Origin of the sequence: Rhodococcus globerulus, from assembly GCF_019334125.1 — a bacterium.
GTDB classification, from domain to species: domain Bacteria; phylum Actinomycetota; class Actinomycetes; order Mycobacteriales; family Mycobacteriaceae; genus Rhodococcus_F; species Rhodococcus_F globerula.
Genome location: NZ_CP079698.1, coordinates 2,423,160 through 2,448,242 on the forward strand (window position 1 = coordinate 2,423,160; position 25,083 = coordinate 2,448,242).

Genomic DNA, 25,083 nt, shown 5'->3' on the forward strand with positions numbered 1-25,083 from the left:
GTGGTGACAACCAGCCCGGCCATGAAGGTGCCAAAACGCACCCAAGCCGTGCGGCTGTTGCCGTCCGTCATCACCATCCTCGCTCTGTGTGCGGGCCTGTCCGCCGTCAAGTTCGCACTCGACGGAGAGCCTGGCATCTCGCTCGCGATGGTCGGTGCTGCGGCGGTCCTCGATTCACTCGACGGCCGGATCGCCCGCCTTCTCGACGCGACCAGCAAGATCGGTGCCGAGCTCGATTCGCTGTCCGATGCCATCTCGTTCGGCGTTGCCCCGGCATTGGTCCTGTACGTGACGTTGTTGGACGACACCAACTTCGGCTGGATCATCGCGTTGGTCTACGCCGTCAGCATCGTGTTGCGCCTGGCCCGGTTCAATACCCTGCTCGACGAAGACGACGTCCCCGCATATGCCCGCGAGTACTTTGTCGGAGTGCCAGCGCCCGCAGGCGCCCTGATCGCCCTCACCCCCCTGGCTGCAACCATCCAATGGGGTGACGGGTGGTGGTCGTCGCAGGTAGTTGTAGTCATCTGGATGTTGTTCTCGGCAGCTCTGATCGTCAGCCGCATCCCGACCCTGGCCATGAAATCGGTATCCGTGCCGCCGCACATGGCTGCCACGCTGCTGGTCCTCGTGGCCTTGACCGCGGCCGCACTGATCACCTTCCCGTACGTGCTGTTGATCGTTCTCATTGCGATCTACCTGGTTCACATTCCCTTTGCCGTCCGCTCCAAGCGCTGGGTGGCGGCGCGGCCGGAAACGTGGGACATCAAGCCGTCGGAGCGCCGGGCGATCCGTCGTCAACCCACAGCGGGTGGACGACGCTCGATGGTGCGCCTCGGCTTGCGTCGGCCTCGCTAGCTCAGGACGTAGTCTCGGGGAGTGACTTCGCCGGAACTCGCCCTGACTGTCCGACTCAACACCTCCGCAGCAGATTTACGACGCGGTGTCGTGCGCCTGCATCCCGAAGCCTTGGCAGCGTTGGGTATCCGTGAGTGGGATGCCATCGCCTTGATGGGCGCACGCGGAACTGCTGCCGTGGTGGGGCGGGCCCCCACCGGCACACCGGCGGGCACGATCTTGTTGGACGACGTCACGATGTCCAACGTGGGGCTCACCGAGAACTCGTCCGTCGTGGTGGGTCCGGTGACGGTGTACGGAGCACGATCCGTCTCCGTCACCGGTTCCACCATGGCAACCCGCTCGATCAGCCCCACCGTCCTGCGCCAAGCCCTGCTCGGCAAGGTGGTGAGCGTCGGCGATACCGTCTCGCTTCTCCCCCGCGACTTGGGCCCGGGCACCAGCACTTCCGAAGCCACTCAAGCTCTTTCCCGCACCTTCGGTGTCGCCTGGACGTCGGAACTGCTCACCGTCACCGGCGTCGACCCGGCCGGTGGGCCGGTGAGTGTGCAGCCGAATTCGGCGGTGGACTGGGGAACAGCCAGTCCCGCCGGCGTTGCCCGTGTTGTTTCCAGTGCCACTGTGTCTGTCCCTGCCGAGCCCACCCCTGCCGTTCCCCTCGACCACCTCGTGGGCGCACAGGCCCAGGCCGCCAAACTCACCGAGTGGCTCGGCCTGGCGCTCGACGAACCGGAACTGCTGCGCACACTCGGCGCCTCCCCGCACCTCGGTGTTCTGATCACCGGACCCGCCGGCGTCGGAAAAGCCACACTCGCCCGATCAGTTCTCTCGGCGCGAAAGCTGGTGGAACTCGACGGCCCCGGAGTCGGTGCAACCGAAGCGAATACCCGACTCCAGCGCATCGTCGACGCCGTAGCCGGTGTGCGCGGCGGTGGGGTTCTCCTGATCACCGATATCGACGCATTACTGCCCGCCACACCCGAACCTGTCTCCGCGCTCATCCTCGAACAGCTGCGCAGCGCCGTCGCCACCCCCGGCATCGCGTTTGTCGCCACGTCCGCACACCCCGAAGCCGTCGACGCCCGCCTGCGCGGTCAAGATCTGTGCGACCGTGAACTCTCCCTGAGCCTGCCCGACGGTGCCACCCGCAAGGCACTCCTCGAACTGTTGCTCCGCAGAGTTCCCACCGGCACACTCGAACTCGACGCCATCGCCTCCCGCGCACCCGGCTTTGTGGTTGCCGACCTCGCCGCGTTGTGCCGCGAAGCCGCGCTGCGAGCCGCGACCAGAGCGTCCAAATCCGCCGAAGCGCCGGAGATCACGCAGGACGACCTCGTCGGAGCACTCGAGGTGATTCGGCCACTGTCGCGGTCCAGTACCGAAGAACTGTCCATCGGCAGCGTCACTCTCGACGACGTCGGCGACATGGTCGAAACCAAGCAGGCGCTTACGGAGGCAGTGCTCTGGCCGCTGCAGCACCCCGATTCCTTTGCCCGCCTTGGCGTCGACCCGCCCCGCGGCGTCCTCCTCTACGGCCCTCCCGGCTGCGGTAAGACGTATCTTGTTCGCGCCCTTGCCAGCTCGGGACACCTGAGTGTGCATGCCGTCAAGGGTGCCGAGCTGATGGACAAGTGGGTGGGCGCATCCGAAAAAGCGGTGCGCGAATTGTTCCAGCGCGCCCGCGATTCCGCTCCCTCGCTGATCTTCCTCGACGAAATCGACGCCCTCGCCCCGCGACGCGGGCAGAGCTCGGACTCCGGGGTGTCGGATCGCGTCGTCGCAGCCCTGCTGACGGAGATGGACGGCGTCGAGCCACTGCGTGATGTCGTGGTGTTGGGCGCCACCAACCGCCCCGATCTGATCGACCCCGCACTGCTGCGGCCAGGCAGACTGGAACGCCTTGTATTTGTTCCACCGCCGGACGCGGACGCGCGCAAGGCAATTCTCAAGGCGTCGGGTAAGTCTGTGCCGCTGGCGGAAGATGTCGACCTCGACGCGCTGGCAGTCGATCTGGAAGGTTACTCGGCAGCCGACTGCTCAGCGCTGTTGCGCGAAGCCGCCCTGGCAGCCATGCGCCGCAGCATGGACGCCGCCGACGTGACCGCCGCCGACGTTGCCACCGCGCGCGACAAGGTCCGCCCGTCACTCGATCCCGAGCAGGTAGCCCACCTGCAGGCATACGCCGACAACCGATGAGGACTGTCATGGATGCTGATCTGGTTCTGTACGGCGACATCGTCACGATGCACGAGGACGCTCCGCGCGCGAACGCTCTGGCGGTGACCGGTGGCCGGATCACGGCAGTCGGCGAGCGGACCGAGATCGACTCGCTCATCGGCGTAAACACCCGCGTGGTGGACGTCGGAACAGCCTGCGTTCTCCCCGGATTCATCGAACCGCACGGGCACCCACTCGAAGAAGCGATCGTGCTCGGACCGGCAGTGGTCGACATCCGCCCCGTCACGATCGCCGACGCAGATACCGTTGTTGCCACGGTCATCGACACCGTTGCAGCCCACGGCGCGGCCGGTGCATCGCTCAACGGTTGGGATCCTCTGCTGCAGACGGGTTTACCCGAGCCCACGCTCGAGTGGCTCGACATGATCGCACCGGACCACCCGCTCGTGATCATGCACAACTCCGGCCACGTCGCATACTTCAACTCCGCAGCAGCAGCGCAGGCCGGGATCACCCGCGACACCCCCGATCCGATCGGCGGATCGTACGGCCACGATTCCTCGGGCGAACTCGACGGCGCGGCGTACGAGACACCGGCCGTGTTTGCCGTTGCCGGCCACGCGATGACCATCGGGAGCGACTACCCCCAACTGTTGGCCGCCGAGTGCGCCCGGCTCAATGCGGCCGGCATCACCACCGTCGCCGAAATGTCGTTCGACCCACGAATGCGCCCGGCATTGAAGGCAATTGCCGACGCGGGCGGGCTCACCACCAGGTTCCGCCTCTACGAAATGTCGACACCGGAACGCGCCACGGACGCCACCCCCGGCGAGGGCGATGATCTGGTCAAGCAGATCGGCATCAAAGTGTGGTCGGACGGTTCACCGTGGGTCGGCAACGTCGCAACCAGCTTCCCGTACCTCGACACAGCCGCTACTCGCGGACTCGGCATCGCCTGCACCCACGGTCATGCCAATTACACCGGCGAGCAGATCCACGACATCAGCGCAGCCTACTTCGAGCAGGGGTGGCAGATCGCCTGCCATGCCCACGGCGACAACGCAATCACGATGGTTCTCGACGCGTGGGAGCAACTGCTGCAGGAGTTTCCGCGGTCCGATCACCGCTTGCGCCTCGAACATGTCGGCGCCATGCGCGCGGATCAGTTCCGCCGGGCAGCTGACCTGGGCGTCACCGTCAGCATCTTCATCGATCACCTGCACTACTGGGGCGACGTGTTGGTCGACGATCTGTTCGGTCCCGAGCACGGCGGAGCATGGGCGGCAGCAGGTTCTGCCCTTGCCGCCGGGCAGCGCTTCACATTCCACAACGACGGCCCGGTGACCCCGGCCAACCCGCTGCGGAACATGCAGGACGCGGTCACCCGACTCTCGCCGAGTGGCCAGGTGCGTGCGCCGGAGGAACGTATCCCCGTCGACGCTGCGCTGCGCGCTCATACCGTCAACGCCGCATGGCAGCTCTTCAGCGAGGAGAGCATCGGCGCAATCTTCCCGGGCGCCTACGCGGATCTTGTTGTGCTGTCGGCCAATCCCCTCGATGTGGCGCCCACCGAATTGGCCGACATCGAGGTGCGCGCCACCGTCCTCGAGGGGCGAACGGTATACGGAGACCTGAACACCGCCCGCTAGCGAGCACCCCTACCAGCGGTTCCGAACTTCCTCCGCAAACCCGAGGAGGTCGCGAACTTCCACCGATGTGCCGTCGTCGAGACCAACCGTGCCGGTGAACCTGCCGAACACCTGGTGCTGAATGGACCGCAGGACACCCACGTCGAATTTCGCGGCGCGATCGATGATGGGCTCGAACTTCATCTCGAACCGGCCGTCGTTGCTCGTGAAGTTCCACGGCGCACCGTCGTAGGTTCGTGGAATCTCGAACGCCAGGCGATCCAGTTTGTGCGCAACACCGTTCACAAAGACGATGTTCTCGCTGGCCGCTGTGGTGTCTCCGAATCCGTAACCGATGTTGAAGCCGAAGCGCTCGCCGTTCACCAATCCCGATGCCGAGCCCCAGTACCAAGTGTTGTCGTAGGTCCAGACTCCACGGCCCCAATCCAGCACTCCGAAGGCAACTTCCGGAGCAAACGCGAACTGCTGCGATCCGACCCGAACGGTGCCGGTAGCGGGCAGGCAGTTGACTTTCTGGTTGTAGTAGAACGACCGCGGAGCTTTCGGAAAGGGTGTGGCGATCGCGATGCGGTCATCGGCGGGGCTTTCGAGAAACAGATCGGCGTGCAATCCCTTACCATGGTCGAATGCCGGGTAGTCCACGATCAGGCGACGACAACCGTCGACATGCCTGAACTCGAAGCGCGCCTTACCTTTCGACACAACGACGTCGCCGGAATCGGCACTGGAAGGCAACCCAAGTTTGCCCATTGGGAAGGGCAGCATCACGTTTTCCGTGACCTCACCCGGAGTGGTGAAATCCAGCCACGACACCCCGAGCAACCCCATGTAGCCGTTGTCCGCGACGGTCAGCGCAATCCCGTATTCCGGTGTGAGCACGCAGTAGTAGTCCCACTCCTTGAGCCTGAACTTCGGCGCCTTGACGGCCGACCGCCGATAAGTCTTGACCTCCGACGGCGCCCAGCCCGCCTCTACGAGGTGCCCACGCGCATCGAGAAGCGGGCCTGGCGACATCACGTTCTGCATTGTTATTTCCAGCGCCCCAAAATCTCGTTGGCCCGAGTCGACAACGCCATTTGGAAGAACGGCCCGAAGCTCACGCGGGCGACGCCGAGCGGGCCGAAACTAGCCGGGTCGTCCTGATCCGGGATCCCGATTGCATTGACCGGCAACGGAAGCTCCGACGTCAGACGCCGCTGGACCGCGTCGTCGTGCCGTCCGACGGGGTAGAGAACATCGGCTCCCGCATCGGCGGCCAGTTTCAGGCGAGCAATGGCCCGGTCAACACGGTCAGCCTCGTCGCCCACCTGCTTCACGAACAGGTCGGTGCGCGCGTTGACAACAACGTGGACACCTGCGGCGTCGGCGGCCTGGCGAAGCCCACCCACAAAATCGGCGTGCTCCTGTGCCTCCCGAAGACGGCCACCCTCACTGTGCACGGTGTCCTCGATGTTGAGACCGACCGCGCCGGCATCGATCAGCCCTTCGATCAGCACAGCGGGCTCAAGTCCGTATCCACTCTCGATGTCCACGGAAACCGGAGCGTCGACGGCGCCGGTGATCTGCTTGATCCGGCGTACCAACTCGCCGAACGTGATTCCCTCGTTATCGGGCTTTCCGATGGAATCCGATACCGGGTGGCTGCCAACGGTCAGAGCTGCAAAACCGGCCGCAACCGCAAGATTTGCGGACCAGGCATCCCAGACGGTGGGGAGAATGACGGGGTTTCCTGGCTGGTGCAGCGCCAGTAGAGCGGTGGCCTTGTCGTTGATCGATGGCATACGGTGGCTCCTGAAAGTAGGCGATACGTCACCTTACTGTGCGCCTTTTTGGTAGCGCTGGCTACCAGAAAGGCGCACAGGGGCGTAGCCCCTAGTGAGCTACCGGGCAGCCTGTGCTCTTGTAATCAACCTGGAACTCCTTGATGCCGTTGATCCAACCCGAGCGCAGACGACGAGGATCACCGATCTTGGTGATGTCGGGGACATTGTCGGCGAGTGCGTTGAACATCAGGTCGATCTCCATCCGGGCAAGATTCGCCCCGATGCAGAAGTGCGCGCCAGTTCCACCGAAACCCAAGTGCGGATTGGGGTTACGGGTGATGTCGAAGGTCATCGGATCCTCGAAGACATCCTCGTCGAAGTTCGCGGAACTGTAGAGCATGACCACCCGCTGTCCCTTCTTGATGGAGACGCCGGCCAGTTCGGTGTCTTCGAGGGCGGTGCGCTGGAACGCGGTGACCGGTGTTGCCCAGCGGACGATCTCGTCGGCCGTCGTCTTGGGCCGTTCCTTCTTGTACAGCTCCCACTGCTCGGGATTCTCGAGGAACGCAATCATGCCGTGGGTGATGGCATTTCGGGTTGTCTCGTTGCCCGCCACCGCGAGGATCAGCACGAAGAATCCGAACTCTTCGGGGCTCAAGGCGTCGCCGTCGATGTCGGCCTGGACGAGAGTGGTGACGATGTCGTCGGCCGGGCAACTGCGACGCGCGTCGGCCATTTGGTATGCGTATCCGAGCACCTCGGTGGACGCGACCGCCGGATCACCCACGTACTCGGGGTCGTCGTAGCCCATCATCTCGTTGGACCACTTGAACAGCTTGTCGCGATCGTCTTGCGGGACGCCGATCAGATCTGCGATCGCCTGCAGCGGCAGCTCACTGGCAATCTGCTTCACAAAATCGCCCGGGCCTTCACCGACGGCGGTGTCGACGATGCTGCGTGCGCGCCGGTCCAACTCGTCGCGCATCCCGTTGATGGCACGCGGGGTGAACAGCTTGGAAATCAGCTTGCGAAGTTTGGTGTGCTCCGGCGCATCCTTGTTGAGGAGCAGGTGCCGCAGCATCTCGACGGCCTCGCGCGGCATGTCGTCCGCGAAGCGCGCAATGGCGGTGTTCTCCCAGCTCGAGAAGATATCGCTGCGCTGGCTGACCTCTTTGACATCGGCGTGCCGAGAAACAACCCAGTAACCCTCGTCCTGAAATCCGCCGACGGTAGGGGGCTGCTCGCACCACCACACCGGTGCGCTTCGGCGGAGTTCGGCAAATTCCTCGAACGGAATCCGCTCGCCGAGAATCGCGGGGTCCGTGACGTCGAATCCGGCTGGCAGGTCAGGTGTGCGCGTTGTATCCGAGATAGTCATGGCGTCCTCTGATCGGTCGATTGTGCCCTGCACCACAGAGTAGCTTTCACTAACGGCCTGTCAAGTGACAGACGGATAGTCTCGTGCAAATCCGCCGACAGCCGTAGGATTCCTCCAATGACAGACACTGCCGCCAAACCGACTCTGCGCGAAAAGCAGAAGCAGCAGACCCGTGCCGACCTGGTGGCCGCAGCCGACGCACTGTTCACCGAACGGGGCTACGCCGCCGTCACCGTCGAAGACATCGCCGCCGCGGTCGGGTGCAGCCGGGCCACGTTCTATCTCCACTTCCCCGGCAAACTCGACATACTCAAGGCCCTCGGGTCCAACTCCGTCGTCATCAGCACGCTCGCGATATTCCAGGACCTCGACCACGTCCTCGATTCCGGTTCACGCGCAGAATTTGCGGGGTGGATCAACCGGACACTCGACTGGTGCCGCGATCACCACCACCTGATGCGCGCGTGGGACGAGGCCATGGTTCTCGAACCCGAATTTCGGACCCTCGCCCGCGACGGCATCTCGGCGCTCCCCAATGCGATGACGTCGTACCTTGCCCGCTGGCCGCAGGAGCGACATGACGAGGCAAAACTCCGAGTTGAACTGCTACTCACCCAGATCGAGCGTTTTTTCATCCGCTGGGCCGAGCAAGGCGCCATCACCGCCGGCGCCGACGTGGCCGCCGACGTCCTGACCGACATCTGGTTTCCCGCGCTGACCCCACCGGCCTGAGAGTGAGCCCGCGATAGGTTGGTTCGATGCCAGTCGATTTCCGAGCGATCCTCACCACCCTCGCAGCACTCACGTCGGGGGCACTTGCCGCCTTCGCCTTGACCAATCCCCCGCTGCAGGACTGGGCGATTGTCGCCTCGCAGTCCGAAATCGATCGCTGGATCAGCAGCGGTCCACCTCCGTCACGCTGGGCGCTGTCGCAGCAGTCTTGGCGTGCGCGCTGTCGCAGCGGAGCGGTTCCCGCCGAGCAGCGTGGATCGTTGTCATCGCGGCAACAGCGATCATCGCACTGATCCGGGTTGCCGTTCCGGACGTTGCCGTCCTCGACCTGCTGATCACACTCGTGGTACTCAAAAGTGTTGCGGCAGGCGTCATTCTGGGCTGCGCAGTTGCCGCAAGCTGGGATCGGACCGCCGCAAGGAACGGCGTGCTTCTGGGTGTGATCGCGGGATATCTGTCCGCGCGCGCCTTCGGCACCGGGGCGGGGCGGATGAGCACCTCTGCTGTGGGCGAACCTGCATGGTTGTTGCTGGCGGCAACTGCTGTACTGGCAGTCGCCTGCGCAATAAGCGCTCAATCCGGATTCCGCATCAGACGCCCCGACGCCGGCGAAATCCGCGTCGCGCTCATTGCCGTGATCGCTTTGGCAATCGGGCACCGGATACTCGGATCCATCGTCGACCGACAGGAATTCGCGAGCAAAGGCACCGCCTGGGTGGTCATGACTGTATGCGCCGCAGCGGCATTGGCCCTCACGGCGATCGCTGCCCGCCAACTCGGCGAGCAGTCCGGCGCGGGCGGCAAGTTTCTCTGGGCCGCAACAGCACTCGCAGCGGCGTCGGCCCCGACCCTGATGCTTGTCAACGGTGGCCAATGGGCATCGCTGGAATCTCCTTGGGTTGTTGTTCTCGCCTCGGGTGTGGCCGTCGCGCTGGGGTTGCGCCTGAGCAAGCGCATTCCCGTCATTGCCGCAGTGGTCGTCCTTGCCGCGGTGCCACTATCGGAGCTTCTCCCTTTCACCACTGCACATGGAGCCGTTTCGATCGTGGTGAAAATCGCTGCCCTGGGGTTCGGCGGAGCCGCATTGCTCGGTGCGCTCGCGCCGGCCAGCCTGGTCGACGCCACCCTCGGACTCGCGATCCCGTTCGCGGCAATGACGTTCACCTCGATCGCTGTTCTGGCCTATCAACTTTCGTGGCCACCTGTGCGACTGAACTTCGCTTTTGTGGAATCCGCAACAAGCACCACGACGATTCCCGGCGACTACGTCAACGCCCAGACAATCGGGACTGCACTCCTCTTTGTCGCGATTATCGCTGTGTGCGGCGCCGCAATCAGACGAGTTCCACACAACTCCAATTCAGCAGAATCCGGCGTATCCGACGCTCATTGACTACCGTGAAGTGGTGCCCGTCATAAGCAGGACGCCCCGTCTGATACTCGGCGGCGTGACGGCATTCGTGGTCACCGTGGTCGGCTTGGCTCCCTTCCTGGAAAGCCAGTCCAGGTCGATCTGGTCGGGCGATCGATTCTGGTCCATCGGCACGATCGGGGCCGGCGTTCTGGCGGTTGTTGCTGTCGGCACCGCGGCCGGTCTGGCTCGAACTCGCATTCGGACGTCGGCGCTGGTTGCATTCGGCGGACTCCTGCTGGAATTGCCAGGTCTGTATTACCAAGCCTTCGAGGCCCTGTCCCCCGTGGGTGCGGGCGTTGCGCTCGGAGCAATAACGGTCACGATTCCCCGCATGGTGCGAGCAGCCACTGTCGCGGGTGTGCTTGTTGCCGTGTTCGTTTCGGATGCACTGCTCGACCCCACGGCAGTTCCACGTCGCTATGCGGACTACCTCGCGCAAGACACCACCCAGTTTCAGCCGCCGATCGTGGCCGCCACACTCATCGCCCTCGGACTGACTGCACTTACGGCGCTCGTTTGGTGGCGCAGCAACGCCGACCGACATCGCGACGAGCCACCGGAACGGATGGCAGTGCGGCCTGTGGTGATCTCGGCAGTGCTGACGCTCATGGGCGTGGCCGTGAACTGGTGGATCACCATCAACACGGTGTGGGCGGCGATTCCCGTCGTCGCCTGTGCCATTTTGGTCACCGTCATCGCCGCGCGTGTTTTGGAGAAGGGCGGCCAGATCCTGCTGATGTCGACGGCCGCCGCGGCCATGCTGGCATCCGCGGTGGCAAACAGCCTGTCGGCGTCCGTGAGCACCGGGGCATCGGCGCCCGTTCCGACTGCGATTTTTCTCACGGTCCTCATCATCACGGCAGCAACGCTCGCAGCGTTTCGTCCCTCACTCGTGGGCGGCTACATCGTGCTCGGTGTCCTGTCCGTTGCCGGAATTGCGAGTTACGTCGCAACAACCACGTTCTCTTCGGAGAACGCGCTTTCGGTCAGCGACGTCCTGATCCGCATCTGCGGCGCCGGCGCGGCGTACACGATTGTCAGCGCCATGCAGTCCGAACCGGCGCGGACCGGGGCGTCGCGACTGCTCGTCGGTCTCAGTGTGATCTTCGGACCCACGGCATTGGCCTTACTGGTATATCCGCAGTTCTCCTACGGGTGGACCGACTACACGCCCATCACCGGAGCTACCACGGCCAGTCGGTTCGCACCGTCCGACGACGTCTTGATCCTCAACGGCACAGCCCTCGTGATCGTGGTCGTCTGCGCCTACGCGAGCCGCCGACTGCGTCTGATCAGTCAATCAGGTCCATCGACACCAAGCGTCGAAACACTTTGAGCGAACCTGGTGCCACGTCGTCCATGGCTTCGTACTCTGCGCACGTGAAGTACCGGAACTCGGCGATCTCGCTCGTCGGACGGGGTTCGCCGTCCATCTCGGCGCGATAGCAACTCATGTGCAGCGCCGTCCCTACCGAATGCCCGAACGCCTGAGCTTCGAACACGTCGAGAAACTCGACGGTGCCGGGGACAAGTCCGACATCGAGTTCCTCACGAATCTCGCGGTGCAATGCTTGTTCGGTGGTCTCACCCGGATCGATTTTGCCGCCGGCCATATAGAACGCCGTCTTCCCGACCGACCGGGTCTGAATCAGTCGGCGATCCCGAATATGTGCAAGGGCAGCGGTGCGGATGATCTGCGTTTTCACCCGGTCCAACATACGTGTATCAGTTCACACGGTTGTAGTTCGAAGCGACGCACTGCACGGCAAATGAAGACGGGCCGGTAATATATACACCCAGACGGTGTCCTTGTGAAGGGGCTACGTCCCGAAATTACCGATAGGTTCGATTTGTTCGGACACCCCGCCGCCCGCTGAACACAACACGACGGAGTGCCTTTTGCTCAGTATTCTGCTTGCCCATGCCGTTGCCGCCCTCTTGGCTCCGCTTGTGGTGCGCAGGTTCGGGCGAAATGGATTTTTCCCGCTCTCACTGGTTCCGCTGATCAGCCTCGGCTGGGTCATCGACAAATGGGGCACAGTCGAGACGCTCCACATCACGTGGGCTCCTGGCCTGTCGATGGACATCGACTTCAGATTCGACGCGCTCTCCGCGATCATGGCCGTCCTGGTCCTGGGTGTCGGCACGCTGATCCTGATCTACTGCGCACGATATTTCAACGACGACGAACCCCGCCTCGGCATCTTCGCTGCCGAAATGGTGGCATTTGCCGGCGCCATGTTCGGCCTCGTGACCAGCGACAACATGTTGCTGCTCTACATGTTCTGGGAACTGACCACGGTTCTGTCGTTCCTGTTGGTCGGCCACTACGCCGAGCGCGCTACCAGTCGCCGCGCCGCAACCCAGGCATTGTTGGTCACCACCGCTGGTGGTCTCGCGATGTTGGTCGGCATGATCATCCTCGGCCAAGCCGGTGGCAGCTACAACCTGTCCGACCTGGTCGCCAACCCACCGACGGGATGGTTGCCGTCCGTCGCGATTGTCCTGATCCTGATTGGCGCACTGTCGAAATCCGCAATTGTCCCGCTGCACTTCTGGCTTCCCGGCGCCATGGCCGCACCCACCCCGGTCAGCGGTTATCTCCACGCCGCCGCGATGGTCAAGGCCGGCATTTACCTCGTTGCCCGTCTCGCCCCCGGATACGCGGATTCACCGCCGTGGCGCATCACCATCATCAGCCTCGGCTTGCTGTCGATGATCCTGGCCGGTTGGCGAGCCATGCGGGCATACGACCTCAAGCTCGTCCTTGCGTTCGGCACCGTCAGCCAACTCGGTTTCATGATGGTTCTGGTCGGTCTGGGAACCCGTGACGCGGCCCTCGCCGGCATGACGATGGTGGTGGCGCACGCCATGTTCAAGGCTGCGCTCTTCATGGTGGTCGGTATCATCGACCACACCACCGGCACCCGTGACCTGCGCAAACTTGCCCATCTCGGAAAGACGGCCCCCGCGTTGGCGATCATCGCGGCCCTAGCCGCCGCCAGCATGGCCGGGCTACCGCCGCTTCTCGGATTTGTCGGCAAAGAAGCTGCCCTCGAATCGGTGCTCGAAACCGACGTCCTCGGCCACTGGTCGTCCATCGCCGTCATCACTGTCATCGTGATGGGTTCGATTCTGACCGTCGGATACAGCATTCGCTTCATCTGGGGCGCGTTCGGACGCAAGACCCTGAGCAAGCCCAGTCCCGCCGTGAGCAAGATGCATGCGCCCAGCGCTCTGTTCTTGTTCTCCCCTGGTCTGCTCGCCGTTGCCGGACTGGCTGCCGGAATACTGTCGCCGCAACTCGAGAAGCTACTGACGCCGTACTCCACCACCCTGCCCGCCGGTCCGCACGCCGACTATCACCTGGCGTTGTGGCACGGCGTCAATACGCCGCTGCTGCTCACCTGTGTGGTCATCGCCGGAGGTTTTGCGCTCTACATCGCGCAACGCCAGATCAGCCGCCTGCACTTCGAGCACCCTCCGCTCGGCAACGCCGACCGTATCTACGACGCGACCCTGCGCGGCATGGACACCATCTCGATGCGTCTGACCGGAGTCACGCAGCGTGGTTCACTGCCCCGGACGCAGTCGACCATCCTCGCGACGCTGGTTGTCGTTCCCCTGGTCCTGCTGATCATCGACACCGACACGGGCGTCGATCTCCGGTTGTGGGATTCCCCCATCCAGTTGACGATCGCGCTGATGATGATCGCCGCAGCCATCGCTGCGACCGTGATGCGCAACCGTCTGGCCGCCGTGATCCTGGTCGGACTCACCGGCTACGGCTCCGGTGTGTTGTTCGCGCTGCATGGTGCCCCCGACCTGGCACTTACCCAATTCCTGGTCGAAACACTGACTTTGGTCATCTTTGTGCTCGTGCTTCGAAAGTTCCCGGCCGAGATCGACGAGAGTAAGGCGATCGGGTTCAAGTTGCCGCGCGCCCTTCTGGCCGGTGCCGTCGGAATCACGATCACCGCCATCGCGGCGTACGCAGTCAACGCTCGCAATACGCGCCCGATCTACGAACTGCTTCCCGACGCCGCGTACACCATCGGCAACGGCAAGAACGTGGTCAACGTTCTGCTCGTCGATATCCGCGCCTGGGACACTCTCGGCGAGATCTCGGTGCTGCTGGTTGCCGCGACGGGCGTCGCCAGCCTTGTGTTCCGCAACCGCCGCTTCGGTATCGCGCCCCGTGTCTCCGACGCGCCTTCGGTGATCGTCGACAAAGCGGCCGCAAGCACCGACACGACCTGGCTGCGCGGCGGCGACCTGATCGATCCGCGTCACCGCTCCCTGGTCCTCGAGGTCACCACCCGATTGGTCTTCCCGACGATCATGGTGCTGTCGATCTACTTCTTCTTCTCCGGCCACAACGCGCCAGGTGGCGGCTTTGCCGGCGGCTTGACGGCCGGGCTTGCGCTCGTGTTGCGCTACCTCGCCGGTGGACGCTACGAACTCGGTGAAGCCGTTCCCATCGACGCCGGAAAGATCCTCGGCCTGGGCTTGGCTCTCTCGGCCGGCACCGCGATCATCTCGCTGTTCCTCGGTGCCCCGGCTCTCTCGTCGGCGGTCTTCGAGTTCACCCTCCCGCTGATCGGCCACGTCAAACTGGTCACCGCATTGTTCTTCGACCTGGGCGTCTACCTCATCGTGGTCGGCCTGGTGCTGGACGTACTCCGAAGTCTCGGCGCACGCCTCGACGCAGAAATCGAGGTGAAAGCATCATGAGCGCAAATATCGGAATGCTCCTCCTGATCGCCGTCCTGACGTCGACGGGCGTGTACCTGCTGATCGAGCGCAGTATCACCCGCATGTTGCTGGGAATGCTTCTGCTCGGAAACGGCATCAACCTGCTGATCCTCACCGTCGGCGGCAGTGACGGCAATCCGCCGATCGTCGGCCGCGACTCCGTGCACGAAGAGATCGCCGATCCTCTGGCGCAGGGCATGATCCTGACCGCGATCGTCATCACGATGGGCATGGCCGGCTTTGTTCTGGCACTGGCGTACCGGTCTTACAAGATCAACACCGCCGACGCCGTGGAAGACGATCCCGAGGACACCAAGGTCTTGCTGCGCCGGTTGCCCGCCGACGCTCCCGACCACGACCGATCCGACGACCCCGTCACCGGTGCGCCGAGCATCGGCGGCGACGCATTCGACAAGGACGGCAACCCCATCCCCCTGGAACAACTGGTCAACCTCGAGGACATCGAGTGCTACGAAGATCTTCGCGACGGCGATTTCGAGGACGAACCCGTGCCCGACTGGGCCACTGACCTCGCCCGCAAGAAAGAACCTGAGAAGCGCCAGAAAGACGGTAAGGGAGGTGCGCGCACGTGACCATTTCGTCCAACCTCATGGGCGCACTGGCGCCCCTGCCCGTCTTGATTCCGATGCTGGGCGCTGCCGCCACACTTGTTGTCGGCCGACGTCCCCGGTTCCAGCGAGTCATCACCCTGATCGCACTGGTCGCCGTCGTGGCTGTGTCCGGCATGCTGCTGTATCTGGCAGACCGCGACGGCACCACCGCAGTTCAGGTGGGTGGCTGGGATTCGCCGATCGGCATCACTCTCGTCGTCGACCGACTGTCGGCGATGATGCTGGTCGTCTCCTCGATCGTCCTGCTCACCGTCATGGTGTACGCGATCGGTCAGGGTATCCGCGACGGTAACGAAGCGCAGCCGGTGTCGATCTTCCTGCCGACATATCTGGCTCTGACCGCGGGTATTTCCAACGCCTTCCTCGCCGGTGACCTCTTCAACCTGTACGTCGGGTTCGAGGTGCTGCTGTCCGCGAGCTTCGTCTTGCTGACCTTGGGAGCGAGTGCCGACCGCGTTCGAGCGGGTGTCTCGTACGTCATGGTGTCGATGGTGTCTTCGCTGATCTTCCTGGCCGGCATCGCCTTTGCGTACGCCGCGACTGGCACACTCAACATGGCCGACATGGCCCTGCGGTTCGACAACATCCCCGCCGGCACCCGCACCGCGATCTTCGGCGTCCTACTCGTGGCGTTCGGGATCAAGGCTGCGGTCTTCCCACTGTCGGCGTGGCTTCCCGACTCCTACCCGACGGCACCGGCGCCCATCACCGCCGTCTTTGCCGGCCTGCTCACCAAAGTTGGTGTGTATGCGATCATCCGCGCGCACTCACTGCTGTTCCCGCAAGGTGAACTCGACAATGTCCTGATGGTGTGCGGTCTGTTGACCATGGTGGTCGGCATCATGGGTGCCATCGCCCAGAGCGACATCAAACGATTACTGTCCTTCACCCTGGTCAGCCATATCGGCTACATGATCTTCGGTATCGCGCTCTCCACGACCTCGGGATTGTCGGGCGCCATCTACTACGTCGCGCACCACATCATCGTGCAGACGACGCTCTTCCTCGTCGTGGGTCTGATCGAACGACAAGCCGGAAGCTCGTCACTACGACGCCTCGGCGGTTTGGCCGCTGCCAGCCCGATTCTGGCTATCGTGTTCCTCGTTCCCGCTCTCAATCTTGGTGGTATTCCGCCGTTCTCCGGCTTCATCGGCAAGGTTGCGCTGCTGCAAGCCGGAGCCTCCGACGCCAGCGCACTCGCCTGGGTACTCGTCGCGGGCGGTACCGTCACCAGCCTCCTGACGCTCTACGCCGTGGCCCGTGTGTGGACCAAGGCCTTCTGGCGCGCCCGAGCCGACGCACCCGAAGGCGACCTCGCCGATGTCAGCCCGTCGGCTCTGATCGACGAATCCGAAGAGGACATCGCGTTCGACGACCGCGAGGACGTCGGCAAGATTCCCGCCTTCATGCTGATCCCGACAGTCGCACTCGTGGGCGTCGGCCTCGCGTTGACGGTGTTTGCCGGGCAGATCATCGACATCAGCGACCGAGCCGCGAAGGATCTACAGGATCGGTCCATCTACATCGACGCGGTTCTCGGCGATCACCGACCGATACCTGTAGCCGACGCCCCTGTAGCCGACACCCCTGTAGCCGACACGCCTGTGACTGACACCGAGGAGGCGCCGCGATGAAACGCTCACTCGTACTCCGCATCGGAGTCCTCCTGTGGCTCATGATCGTGTGGATTCTGCTGTGGGGCAACGTCAGCTGGGGCAATATCTTCGGTGGACTTGCTGTCGGCCTGGTCATCATGGTCCTTCTACCGCTGCCGCCGGTCCCCGTGGAAGGTCGAGTGCACGTGCTCTCGATCCTGCGTCTGATCGGCGTGATCGTGTACTACGCGGCCGTCTCCAGCATCCAGGTGGCGTGGCTTGCCATCCGGCCGTCGCCGCCGCCCGTCACCGGTGTTCTGCGCTACCAACTGGGTATCAAGTCCGATCTGGTACTCACGCTGTGCATCGACGTGCTGAACCTGATCCCGGGAACGATGGTTCTCGAGATCGACCAGAACCGCCGGATCGTCTACGTTCACGTCCTCGACGTAGGTTCACAGAAAGCGGTGAGCGCGTTCTATCGCTCGGTCGAAGATTTGGAGCGACTGTTCATCGCGTCGTTCGAGCGTGACTCCGACTGGCAACCAAGCCCGTGGCACCAACGTGACTACGAATTCGATGCGCCACGAGCGGAGGATCAATAATGAACGGATTCATCACCACCATCCTGATCATCTCCGGAGTGATGCTCGCGGTCGCCGCAGTCCTGACCACTTTCCGGCTCATCGACGGGCCGAGCTCACTCGACCGTCTGGTCGCGCTGGACACGATTGTCGCCGTTGCCATGTGTGGACTCGCAGTATGGGCCGCGTACAGCGGAGACACCACGATCGTTCCCGCGATCGTTGCACTCGCTCTGGTCGGATTCATCGGATCCGTCTCGGTTGCACGATTCCGGGTGAGTGACCGATGATCGGCAACATCCTCGACGTCATCGGCGTCCTCGCCATCTTCCTCGGCTCGGTGCTCGCCCTGACCGCAGCTGTCGGCATCGTGCGATTCCCCGACACATTGCGCCGGATGCACGCGGCCACGAAACCTCAGGTCGTCGGACTTGTTCTTGTTCTCATGGGCGCGGTGTTCCTGCTGCGCGGAAGCGTCGACATCTGGATGCTCGTCCTGGTCGGAATCTTCACCATGCTGACGGCGCCGGTGATCGCACACAGCGTCGGCCGTGTGGCCTACCGCGAGCAGCGCGAGCAGGACGCCGTCATGAAGATCAACGAATTGGAAGACCCGCCGCAGAGTCCGTAGCTGAATCCGTAGGGTCCGCGACGTCTTCGCTCCGGCCGCCCCACTGCGCAAGCGCGGTGCCAGGCTTGGCGTAGAACGTCGCGAAGAAGGCCACCGACATCGCGGTCAGAACTCCGACGAGCAGCGGCCCGAACAGTTCCGGGTACGCCGCCATCTGCACGGACGCGAACCGGTACGACAGCAGTAGTCCGACGAGTATCGCGCTTCCGCCGAGCACCAGCCTGATGCGGAACCAACCCCAACCACGTTCCGGATCGTGCAGTGCGGCATCGAGAGTCAGGCACAGAACCGCGCCGGCGATGAGGTCGACGCCGTAGTGGAACCCGAAACCCAACGTTGCCGTCAACGTCGCGAGAAGCCAGAACGTACCCAAGGTCCGCAGCCACCACGGGCCGCGGCGCGAGTGGGTGAACAGCGCAACAGCCCACGCCGTATGAAGACTCGGCATGCAGTTACGTGGTGCTGCGTCGTCGAACGGCAGCGACGCCGGCGCCGAGAAATCCACGTTCGGAACGATATTCGGCCAGAAGTCGCCGATCTGGAATCCGAACCCGCGGGGGCCGAACGCAAATACCGGACCCACCACGGGGAACAGAATGTAGAAGATCGGCCCGATCAAACCGATCAGCAGAAACGTCTGAAGAAGGTGATGCGACGGCCAGCCCTTACGGCATTGGTACAGCGCGACAACGATGATCGCGACCGGCAATTCGACGTAGATCCAGTCGAGGATCGCCGCTCCCACCGGGCCGAGCGCGTCGACGAACTGACCCATGACCCACGACGGGTTGCCCAGCGCCTGATCGGCCAGGAAGACGTACTCGTCCCACACGTCGGTGCCGAGGAGGATGGTGATCGAAAGCCAGGTCTCTGCCACCTTCGCGGCGAGGATCAGCAACGCACCCAACACCACTCCGCGAAGCACGCCGGACCGACGCTCACCGGTGAGTTTCCAGAACGCGTACACCGCAATAGCAGTGAGCACCCAGGTGCCGCCGGTGCCCATCGTGATCGGACCGCCGGCGGACCAGCGGATAACTCCGACCACCAGGTCGATGGCAACAGCCGCGGAGATCGCGTACACACGCTCCCGGGTATTGAGCCCGACCAGGGCCAATGCCAGCCCCACCCACGGCATCGTTGCCGAACGAGGAACCAGGAAGTAGTCACCGAACAGGCTTTCCACCGGACCGAGATATCCCTTGTAGGACGCAAAAGCTTGCACGCCCAGAACGAGGGCAAGCACTGCGGCACTACCGAGAATCAGGGCCTTGTGCGAAGCCGCCCAGGACTGGCCCGTCTGTCCCGTCGAAGCCCCACTTCGGGACACACTGTCTGTCAACACCGGATAATAGTAAACGGCGAGTGAACGGTGCTTGGACGGCGTCTAGACAAATGGACTGTTTGTCCGAACTGCTCAGCGGCGCGTCACGTACCCAACTCTGCAACCAACGCGTCGACCACTGCCACCAGATCTCCACCGTGAGCTTCCGCCACGCGTCGTTGACGCTGGTACGACGCTCCGCGGCGCGGAATATCGGCGACGGATGCCAACTCGTCCGCGCACCCGAGCGACACCGCGATCGGCGTGAGATCTTCGAGCAGTCGCTCCAAGTCGTCGGTGACCAGACATTCGTTTGCGGCCGAGTCCAGAATGATCTCGGCGTCGAGACCGTATCTGGCTGCGCGCCACTTGTTTTCCTTCACGTGCCACGGCTGCATGTTCGGCAACGTCTCCCCCGCGCTGAGGCGGCGGTCGAGATCAACGATGAGGCAGTGAACCAATGCGACCAGCGCGCCCAGTTCCGCGCGCGTCGACACCCCGTCGAACACCCGGACTTCGATGGTTCCCCACTTGGGCGCCGGACGAATGTCCCAATGCATGCCACCGATCTTGGTGATCACGCCGGTCTTCATCTGGTCGTCGATGAACGACTCGTACTCGGCCCAGCTCTCGAATTGGTACGGCAGACCCGCCGTCGGCAACTGCTGGAACATCAGTGCCCGGTTGGACGCATAGCCGGTATCGACACCGGCCCACATCGGCGACGACGCCGACAGCGCCAACAGATGCGGGTACCGCTGCAACAGCGCATTGATGATGGGGAACACCCGATCCGCCGAAGACACTCCGACGTGGACGTGCACACCCCAGATCAACATCTGCCGGCCCCACCACTGCGTGCGCTCGATCAGCTCGTCGTAATCAGGCGTACGCGTGACCAACTGAGTGGACCACTGGGCAAACGGATGGGTACCCGCACAGATGAGGTCGACGGCCAGCGGATCCGCGGCCCGGCGCAACAGGTCGAGGGACGCATCGAGATCGCTCATGGCTTCGCCGACCGTGTCGTGAATGCCCGTCACCAACTCGACGGTGTTGCGCAGCAACTCCTTGGTGATGTGCGGAGTCTCGGAGCCCGCAAGCTCCTCGACCGCCGAAAACACCTCGGCAGCTGTATTGGAGAGATCTCTGGTCACACGATCGACCAAGGCGATCTCCCACTCCACGCCCAGCGTCGGACGCGGCGAACCCGGAAATGGAACTACCACGCAGAGAATCCAACCACAATGATCGCGAGAACACCGTGCTGGCTACTGCGTGGTAGTTGCCGAAGTGATACAGAACTCAGAGCAGGATCAGCTCTCGGTGATGACACCACACGCAACGCGTGCGCCGGCGTCACCGGTATCGAGGGTCTGCTGATCCGGCGCCGGCGCGTAACGCGTCGGGATGTTGCCGAAGTTGTCGGCACCTGCGTGGATCATGACGGACGTGCCGCCGTTTGCCACCAGCTGATCGACCGTGAACGCGTCGGTGGTGGTCACGAGGGTGGCCGAGCCGTCCTCGAGAACCTGTACGGACGTCAGGTCGCCGCTGGCGGGATGGCCGGTGTGGCCCTCTGCCTGGAAGTGTCCGCCGGCCGAGAGGAAGTTGCCCGGCTCGCCGCCGCTGGGCGCAACCGAGTTGGTCTCGCACTTGGCAATCTGGTGAACGTGGAAGCCGTGGAAGCCCGGCGTCAGGCCCTTTGCATCGAGGGTGACCTTGACGTCACTACCTTCCTGCGTGAACGTGACAGTGCCGACCTTGCTGCCGTCTGCGCCGTTCAACGTTGCGGTAACCGTCTCGGTTGCGGAGCTACCGGCATGAGCAGTCGACGACGCTCCGTGGCTTTCGCTCTCGTGTGCGCTCGGGTCGGCCGCACCCGTCCACACAGGCGGAGTTGTACCGGGGACGTTGCTGGGCTCTTCGTTGTTACTGCAGGCAGTCAAGCCGAAAGCGGCTAGTGCGACTACGGGGGCAACGACGCGCCAGGACATACGCCGGGTGCTGCTGGGGGCCATCGAACCGCTCCTTTGGGTGGCGAGGAAGTGCAACTGATCATAACGGCGTGAGTAGTACACAGACCCGACGGGTGGTCCGAACCGACGGGTCAGTTGGACGTGACGATGACGATCACACCGGGCGACGCGCTTGCGATACCGGCAAATCGCGGCTCTGCCGTCACACCGAGTTCGGCGGCAATCTGCTGCGCCGCTGCCTTCTCTGCCGCGGAAGATCCGTAGTACACCGTGGTGGTGCTCACCGTTCCTTCGCTGTAGTTACCCGTCTCCTCGACGTTCCAACCCGCAGCGGTCAATTCTTCCGCGGTTCCTGCTGCGAGCCCGGATACCGTGCTGTTGTTGAGCACCCGGACACTGACAGTCGACGGATCGACACTCACCGACGCGCCGGCTGATGTCGTGGTCGCGGACGGGCGTGTCGTCGTGGTTTCCGCGGAGTCGGTGCCGGTTTTGGCAGCCGGTGCTGTTGTCACGGGGGCAACCGCTGTTGTGGTTGCGGCCGGCGCGCTCGTCTCGGTCTGCTCGGCCGCCGTGGTGTCGGAATCGGAACCGCCGAGTGACGCCGCACCGAGCCCGATGAACACGATCGCGAGGGCGATCAGCACCATGGCGATAGCGCGTAGGGGTGGTCCGGACGGCTGCTCTTTCGGGGTACTCACACTCTCGACCCTATCGCCAGTGGGCGGTTCGACCGTTCATCGACAGAGGTTTGTGTGCAGGTTTTGCGGCTTCAGGTCACTTCGAAGCCGAGGCGACGAGCCGCCCGGGCCTTCTGCCGGCTGGCACGCAACCGGCGCAGGCGTTTGACCAGCATCGGATCGGCCGCCAACGATTCGGGGCGATCAACGAGTGCATTGAGCACCTGGTAGTAGCGGGTTGCCGACATGTCGAACAACTCTTTGATCGCTACTTCCTTCGCGCCGGCGTACTTCCACCATTGGCGTTCGAAGGAAAGAATGTCGTGTTCTCGGCGAGTAAGCCCGTCTTCGCCGACATCGTTGATTCCGGCAGAGCTGACGCCCGCAGCATCTTCGACCTCGGCGCCATCGGTCCGGCTTCGACTACGCGCAACTGCGCTGTCCATGTCACTCCTCGACTGCTGTATTCGCCGTCAGTGAGACTGTGTCCCCCTGTTGCCCGCGTTCCCCCGGGTACGTGGCCCGACCGAGCAACAAATCACATCGTTGTTCTTCAGCAACCATTGAACCACGAGGTATCGGGCGGGCCGCGATAACCACGCGGGCGCGCCGCACTATCCTTGACGCCATGGCTATCCTCCCCATCCGAATCGTCGGCGACCCGGTACTGCACGAGCCCACAAAGCCGGTCACGCAGTCTCCGGCGGAAATCGCCGAACTGATCGCCGACATGTACGAGACGATGGACGCCGCCAACGGCGTCGGCCTCGCGGCCAATCAGGTCGGTGTTTCGCTGCGTCTTTTCGTGTTCGACTGCCCAGGTGACGATCGTAGCGACACCCGCCGACGCGGAGTTGTGGTCAACCCCGTCCTCGAGACGTCGGAAATCCCCGAGACGATGCCCGATCCCGAGGACGACTTCGAAGGCTGCCTTTCCGTTCCCGGCGAGCAGTTCCCCACCGGCCGCGCCGACTGGGCCAAGGTCACCGGAACCGACGCCGACGGCAACCCTGTCGAGTACGAAGGCACCGGATTCTTCGCCCGGATGCTCCAGCACGAAACCGGCCACCTCGACGGCTTCCTGTACACCGACGTTCTGATCGGCCGGAATGCGCGCGCCGCGAAGAAGGCCATCAAGCAGTCCGGTTGGGGTAAGCCCGGATTGACCTGGACTCCGGGTACGGTCGACGATCCGTTCGGCCACGACGACGAAGACTGAGACATTTGCCCATCTCGATCGGTAGCCGGGTGGTGCTGCGGTACAAGCTCCCACCCGGCTACTCGCATCCGATGACCGACGTGATCGGCACCCTCGAATCCGCGGACCCGATCACGGTTCGCGGCAACGACGGGCGTGTTGTCACCGTATCGGCGGATCAGGTCATCGCGCTCAAAGTTCTTGCAGCGCGGCCCATTCGGGTGGGCGACATCCGCAACCTCGAGATCGCGGCGGCCGCCGGTTCACCGGGAACCGAGCAGGCTCGGATCGACGGTTGGCTGCTGCGCATCGGGCACTCGCCCCACGACATGGACTCGGCACTCCCCCTCGGCGAACCCGGCGGCAGTGCGTCGCGAACCCCGGAAACGCTGGCGGCCATCCGCTCCTGGTTCGCAGATCGGGGACGTCCGACCACTCTGATGCTGCCCGACCGCCTCGGAATTGCCCCGCCCACGTGGATTTCCGGCGGCGAGGGCATCATATTTGCCGCCGACCTCGACAACGTAGCCCCGACGCCGCCACAGTTCACGACCACCATCGACGACGCTCGCGCCGGGGACTCCCTCACGCGCGTGGCCACCGGAACGATCGGCAGCGCCGACACGATGATCCTGGCTTCGGCACGAGTCGCCGTCAGCGACGCGCCCGACGGCCGTCGGTGGGCAGGTCTACTCGATCTCGCGGTGGCGGATGCACACCGACGGCACGGAATCGGCACTCTGATCTGCACTGACTTGCTCGGGTGGAGTCGAATCCAGGGCGCAACCCATGCTTACCTGGCCGTTCCCGAAGACAACACCGCGGCAGTCGCGACAGCCCGCTCGCTCGGCTTCGTCGAACATCATCGCTACCGGTACGCCACCGCGCCTGTCGGTGCCTGACGCTAGGCTTGCCCGCGTGCGCATAGCTACCTGGAACGTCAACTCCGTCCGTGCCCGTACCGACCGGATCATCGATTGGCTCGACCGATCCGACGTCGATGTCCTGGCGATGCAGGAAACCAAGTGCAAGGACGAGCAGTTCCCGTACGAACGTTTCGAGGAGATCGGCTACAAGGTCGCTCACGTCGGACTCAGCCAGTGGAACGGCGTTGCCATCGCCTCGCGTGTCGGTCTCGACGACGTGCAGATCGGCTTCGAGGATCAGCCGGGCTTCACCAAGGACCCCGAAGCGGAGCAGGTGCGCGAGGCCCGCGCGATCGGCGCGACATGTGGCGGGGTGCGGGTGTGGAGCCTGTATGTTCCCAACGGCCGTGAACTCGACGATCCCCATTACGCGTACAAGCTGGACTGGCTCGCCAAGCTGCGCGACGACGCCGAAGGCTGGCTGAAGCAGAACCCGGACGAGCAGATCGCCCTCGTCGGCGACTGGAATGTCGCACCCACCGACGAGGACGTCTGGGATCCCGCTGTCTTCGAAGGCAAGACTCATACGTCGCCGGCCGAGCGCGCTGCTTTCGACGCGTTCATCTCGTCCGGTTTCACGGACGTCGTCCGCCCCCACACTCCCGGTCCCGGCGTGTACACGTACTGGGACTACACGCAGCTCCGCTTCCCTAAAAAGCAGGGAATGCGCATCGACTTCATTCTCGGCTCGCCCGCACTGGCGGCTCGCGTCGAGTCAGCCGAAATCGATCGGAACGAGCGTAAAGGCAAGGGCGCCAGCGATCACGCCCCTGTGATCGCACAGCTGGGTTCCTGAAAAGCGGGAGC

General features: G+C 63.7%; 25 protein-coding genes. 16 read left to right on the forward strand and 9 right to left on the reverse strand.

The window, feature by feature from the left end:
* Positions 1-21 precede the first annotated feature (21 nt).
* From KYT97_RS11030 to KYT97_RS11040, 3 genes are read left to right on the forward strand one after another with little or no spacing between them, the layout of a single operon-like run.
* Positions 22-858 (forward strand): CDP-alcohol phosphatidyltransferase family protein, encoded by an 837-nt coding sequence (locus KYT97_RS11030; RefSeq protein WP_219112899.1) that lies wholly within the window; start codon positions 22-24, stop codon positions 856-858.
* 21 nt (positions 859-879) lie between these two features.
* The gene (locus KYT97_RS11035; RefSeq protein WP_045064000.1) at positions 880-3,054 is read left to right on the forward strand and encodes an AAA family ATPase; all 2,175 of its coding nucleotides are present in this window, start codon (positions 880-882) and stop codon (positions 3,052-3,054) included.
* Between the two features lie 8 nt (positions 3,055-3,062).
* Positions 3,063-4,685 carry an amidohydrolase gene (locus tag KYT97_RS11040; RefSeq protein ID WP_219112236.1) on the forward strand — a complete coding sequence of 541 codons (1,623 nt, stop codon included), beginning with the start codon at positions 3,063-3,065 and terminating at the stop codon, positions 4,683-4,685.
* A 9-nt stretch (positions 4,686-4,694) separates the two neighbouring features.
* On the opposite strand, the gene KYT97_RS11045 is transcribed toward KYT97_RS11040, so the two are convergent.
* From KYT97_RS11045 to KYT97_RS11055, 3 genes are all read right to left on the reverse strand, one after another.
* Positions 4,695-5,711, reverse strand: coding sequence for a DUF2804 domain-containing protein (locus tag KYT97_RS11045; RefSeq protein WP_141484866.1), 1,017 nt, complete (start codon positions 5,709-5,711; stop codon positions 4,695-4,697).
* A gap of 2 nt (positions 5,712-5,713) precedes the next feature.
* On the reverse strand, positions 5,714-6,466 hold the full coding sequence (locus KYT97_RS11050) for an isocitrate lyase/PEP mutase family protein (protein ID WP_045064005.1): 753 nt from the start codon (positions 6,464-6,466) through the stop codon (positions 5,714-5,716).
* Positions 6,467-6,557: 91 nt separating this feature from the next.
* Positions 6,558-7,826: a cytochrome P450 gene (locus tag KYT97_RS11055; protein ID WP_116102023.1), complete on the reverse strand. Its 1,269-nt coding sequence runs from the start codon at positions 7,824-7,826 to the stop codon at positions 6,558-6,560.
* 117 nt (positions 7,827-7,943) lie between these two features.
* Here KYT97_RS11055 and KYT97_RS11060 point away from each other — a divergent pair, with 117 nt between their 5' ends.
* From KYT97_RS11060 to KYT97_RS11070, 4 genes are read left to right on the forward strand one after another with little or no spacing between them, the layout of a single operon-like run.
* A complete protein-coding gene (locus tag KYT97_RS11060) occupies positions 7,944-8,558 on the forward strand; it encodes a TetR/AcrR family transcriptional regulator (RefSeq protein ID WP_033235591.1) in 615 nt (204 codons plus the stop codon).
* A gap of 26 nt (positions 8,559-8,584) precedes the next feature.
* The gene (locus tag KYT97_RS30870) at positions 8,585-8,851 is read left to right on the forward strand and encodes a hypothetical protein (RefSeq protein WP_245006071.1); all 267 of its coding nucleotides are present in this window, start codon (positions 8,585-8,587) and stop codon (positions 8,849-8,851) included.
* Positions 8,767-9,951, forward strand: a complete 1,185-nt coding sequence (locus KYT97_RS11065; protein WP_245006072.1) for a hypothetical protein — start codon at positions 8,767-8,769, stop codon at positions 9,949-9,951. The genes KYT97_RS30870 and KYT97_RS11065 overlap by 85 nt, the downstream gene beginning before the upstream one ends.
* Before the next feature lie 13 nt (positions 9,952-9,964).
* Entirely contained in the window at positions 9,965-11,308 is a 1,344-nt protein-coding gene (locus tag KYT97_RS11070) for a hypothetical protein (RefSeq protein ID WP_245006073.1), read from the forward strand.
* Here the strand turns inward: KYT97_RS11070 and KYT97_RS11075 are convergent.
* Positions 11,265-11,678 carry an NUDIX hydrolase gene (locus KYT97_RS11075; RefSeq protein WP_230590259.1) on the reverse strand — a complete coding sequence of 138 codons (414 nt, stop codon included), beginning with the start codon at positions 11,676-11,678 and terminating at the stop codon, positions 11,265-11,267. The genes KYT97_RS11070 and KYT97_RS11075 overlap by 44 nt on opposite strands.
* A 193-nt stretch (positions 11,679-11,871) precedes the next feature.
* On the opposite strand from KYT97_RS11075, the gene KYT97_RS11080 reads away from it, so the two are divergent.
* From KYT97_RS11080 to mnhG, 6 genes are read left to right on the forward strand one after another with little or no spacing between them, the layout of a single operon-like run.
* The gene (locus KYT97_RS11080; RefSeq protein WP_045064013.1) at positions 11,872-14,706 is read left to right on the forward strand and encodes a Na+/H+ antiporter subunit A; all 2,835 of its coding nucleotides are present in this window, start codon (positions 11,872-11,874) and stop codon (positions 14,704-14,706) included.
* Complete coding sequence (locus KYT97_RS11085; RefSeq protein ID WP_033235595.1) at positions 14,703-15,320, forward strand: Na(+)/H(+) antiporter subunit C; 618 nt, start codon at positions 14,703-14,705, stop codon at positions 15,318-15,320. The genes KYT97_RS11080 and KYT97_RS11085 overlap by 4 nt, the downstream gene beginning before the upstream one ends.
* 17 nt (positions 15,321-15,337) lie before the next feature.
* Positions 15,338-16,993 (forward strand): Na+/H+ antiporter subunit D, encoded by a 1,656-nt coding sequence (locus KYT97_RS11090; protein WP_415395517.1) that lies wholly within the window; start codon positions 15,338-15,340, stop codon positions 16,991-16,993.
* Complete coding sequence (locus KYT97_RS11095; protein ID WP_033235597.1) at positions 16,990-17,559, forward strand: Na+/H+ antiporter subunit E; 570 nt, start codon at positions 16,990-16,992, stop codon at positions 17,557-17,559. The genes KYT97_RS11090 and KYT97_RS11095 overlap by 4 nt, the downstream gene beginning before the upstream one ends.
* Positions 17,559-17,828, forward strand: a complete 270-nt coding sequence (locus KYT97_RS11100; RefSeq protein ID WP_202026106.1) for a monovalent cation/H+ antiporter complex subunit F — start codon at positions 17,559-17,561, stop codon at positions 17,826-17,828. The genes KYT97_RS11095 and KYT97_RS11100 overlap by 1 nt, the downstream gene beginning before the upstream one ends.
* Positions 17,825-18,169, forward strand: coding sequence for a monovalent cation/H(+) antiporter subunit G (gene mnhG, locus KYT97_RS11105; RefSeq protein ID WP_033235598.1), 345 nt, complete (start codon positions 17,825-17,827; stop codon positions 18,167-18,169). Before KYT97_RS11100 ends, mnhG begins: the two co-directional genes overlap by 4 nt.
* Here the strand turns inward: mnhG and KYT97_RS11110 are convergent.
* The 5 genes from KYT97_RS11110 to napA all read right to left on the reverse strand — a co-directional run bounded on the left by KYT97_RS11110 (position 18,135) and on the right by napA (position 22,598).
* Positions 18,135-19,514, reverse strand: a complete 1,380-nt coding sequence (locus KYT97_RS11110; protein WP_219112239.1) for a phosphatase PAP2 family protein — start codon at positions 19,512-19,514, stop codon at positions 18,135-18,137. The two genes, mnhG and KYT97_RS11110, sit on opposite strands and share 35 nt — an antisense overlap.
* 83 nt (positions 19,515-19,597) lie before the next feature.
* The gene (locus KYT97_RS11115; protein ID WP_033235600.1) at positions 19,598-20,722 is read right to left on the reverse strand and encodes a glutamate--cysteine ligase; all 1,125 of its coding nucleotides are present in this window, start codon (positions 20,720-20,722) and stop codon (positions 19,598-19,600) included.
* Positions 20,723-20,809: 87 nt separating this feature from the next.
* Positions 20,810-21,514 carry a superoxide dismutase[Cu-Zn] gene (sodC, locus tag KYT97_RS11120; RefSeq protein WP_033235601.1) on the reverse strand — a complete coding sequence of 235 codons (705 nt, stop codon included), beginning with the start codon at positions 21,512-21,514 and terminating at the stop codon, positions 20,810-20,812.
* Positions 21,515-21,603: 89 nt separating this feature from the next.
* Positions 21,604-22,173: a LytR C-terminal domain-containing protein gene (locus tag KYT97_RS11125; RefSeq protein WP_033235602.1), complete on the reverse strand. Its 570-nt coding sequence runs from the start codon at positions 22,171-22,173 to the stop codon at positions 21,604-21,606.
* 71 nt (positions 22,174-22,244) lie between these two features.
* A complete protein-coding gene (napA, locus tag KYT97_RS11130; RefSeq protein WP_033235603.1) occupies positions 22,245-22,598 on the reverse strand; it encodes a nucleoid-associated protein NapA in 354 nt (117 codons plus the stop codon).
* A 182-nt stretch (positions 22,599-22,780) separates the two neighbouring features.
* On the opposite strand from napA, the gene KYT97_RS11135 reads away from it, so the two are divergent.
* From KYT97_RS11135 to KYT97_RS11145, 3 genes are read left to right on the forward strand one after another with little or no spacing between them, the layout of a single operon-like run.
* The gene (locus KYT97_RS11135; protein ID WP_033235604.1) at positions 22,781-23,371 is read left to right on the forward strand and encodes a peptide deformylase; all 591 of its coding nucleotides are present in this window, start codon (positions 22,781-22,783) and stop codon (positions 23,369-23,371) included.
* Between the two features lie 5 nt (positions 23,372-23,376).
* Positions 23,377-24,252, forward strand: a complete 876-nt coding sequence (locus KYT97_RS11140; protein WP_425332402.1) for a GNAT family N-acetyltransferase — start codon at positions 23,377-23,379, stop codon at positions 24,250-24,252.
* Between the two features lie 16 nt (positions 24,253-24,268).
* Positions 24,269-25,072, forward strand: a complete 804-nt coding sequence (locus KYT97_RS11145; RefSeq protein ID WP_033235606.1) for an exodeoxyribonuclease III — start codon at positions 24,269-24,271, stop codon at positions 25,070-25,072.
* The last annotated feature ends 11 nt before the right edge of the window (positions 25,073-25,083 follow it).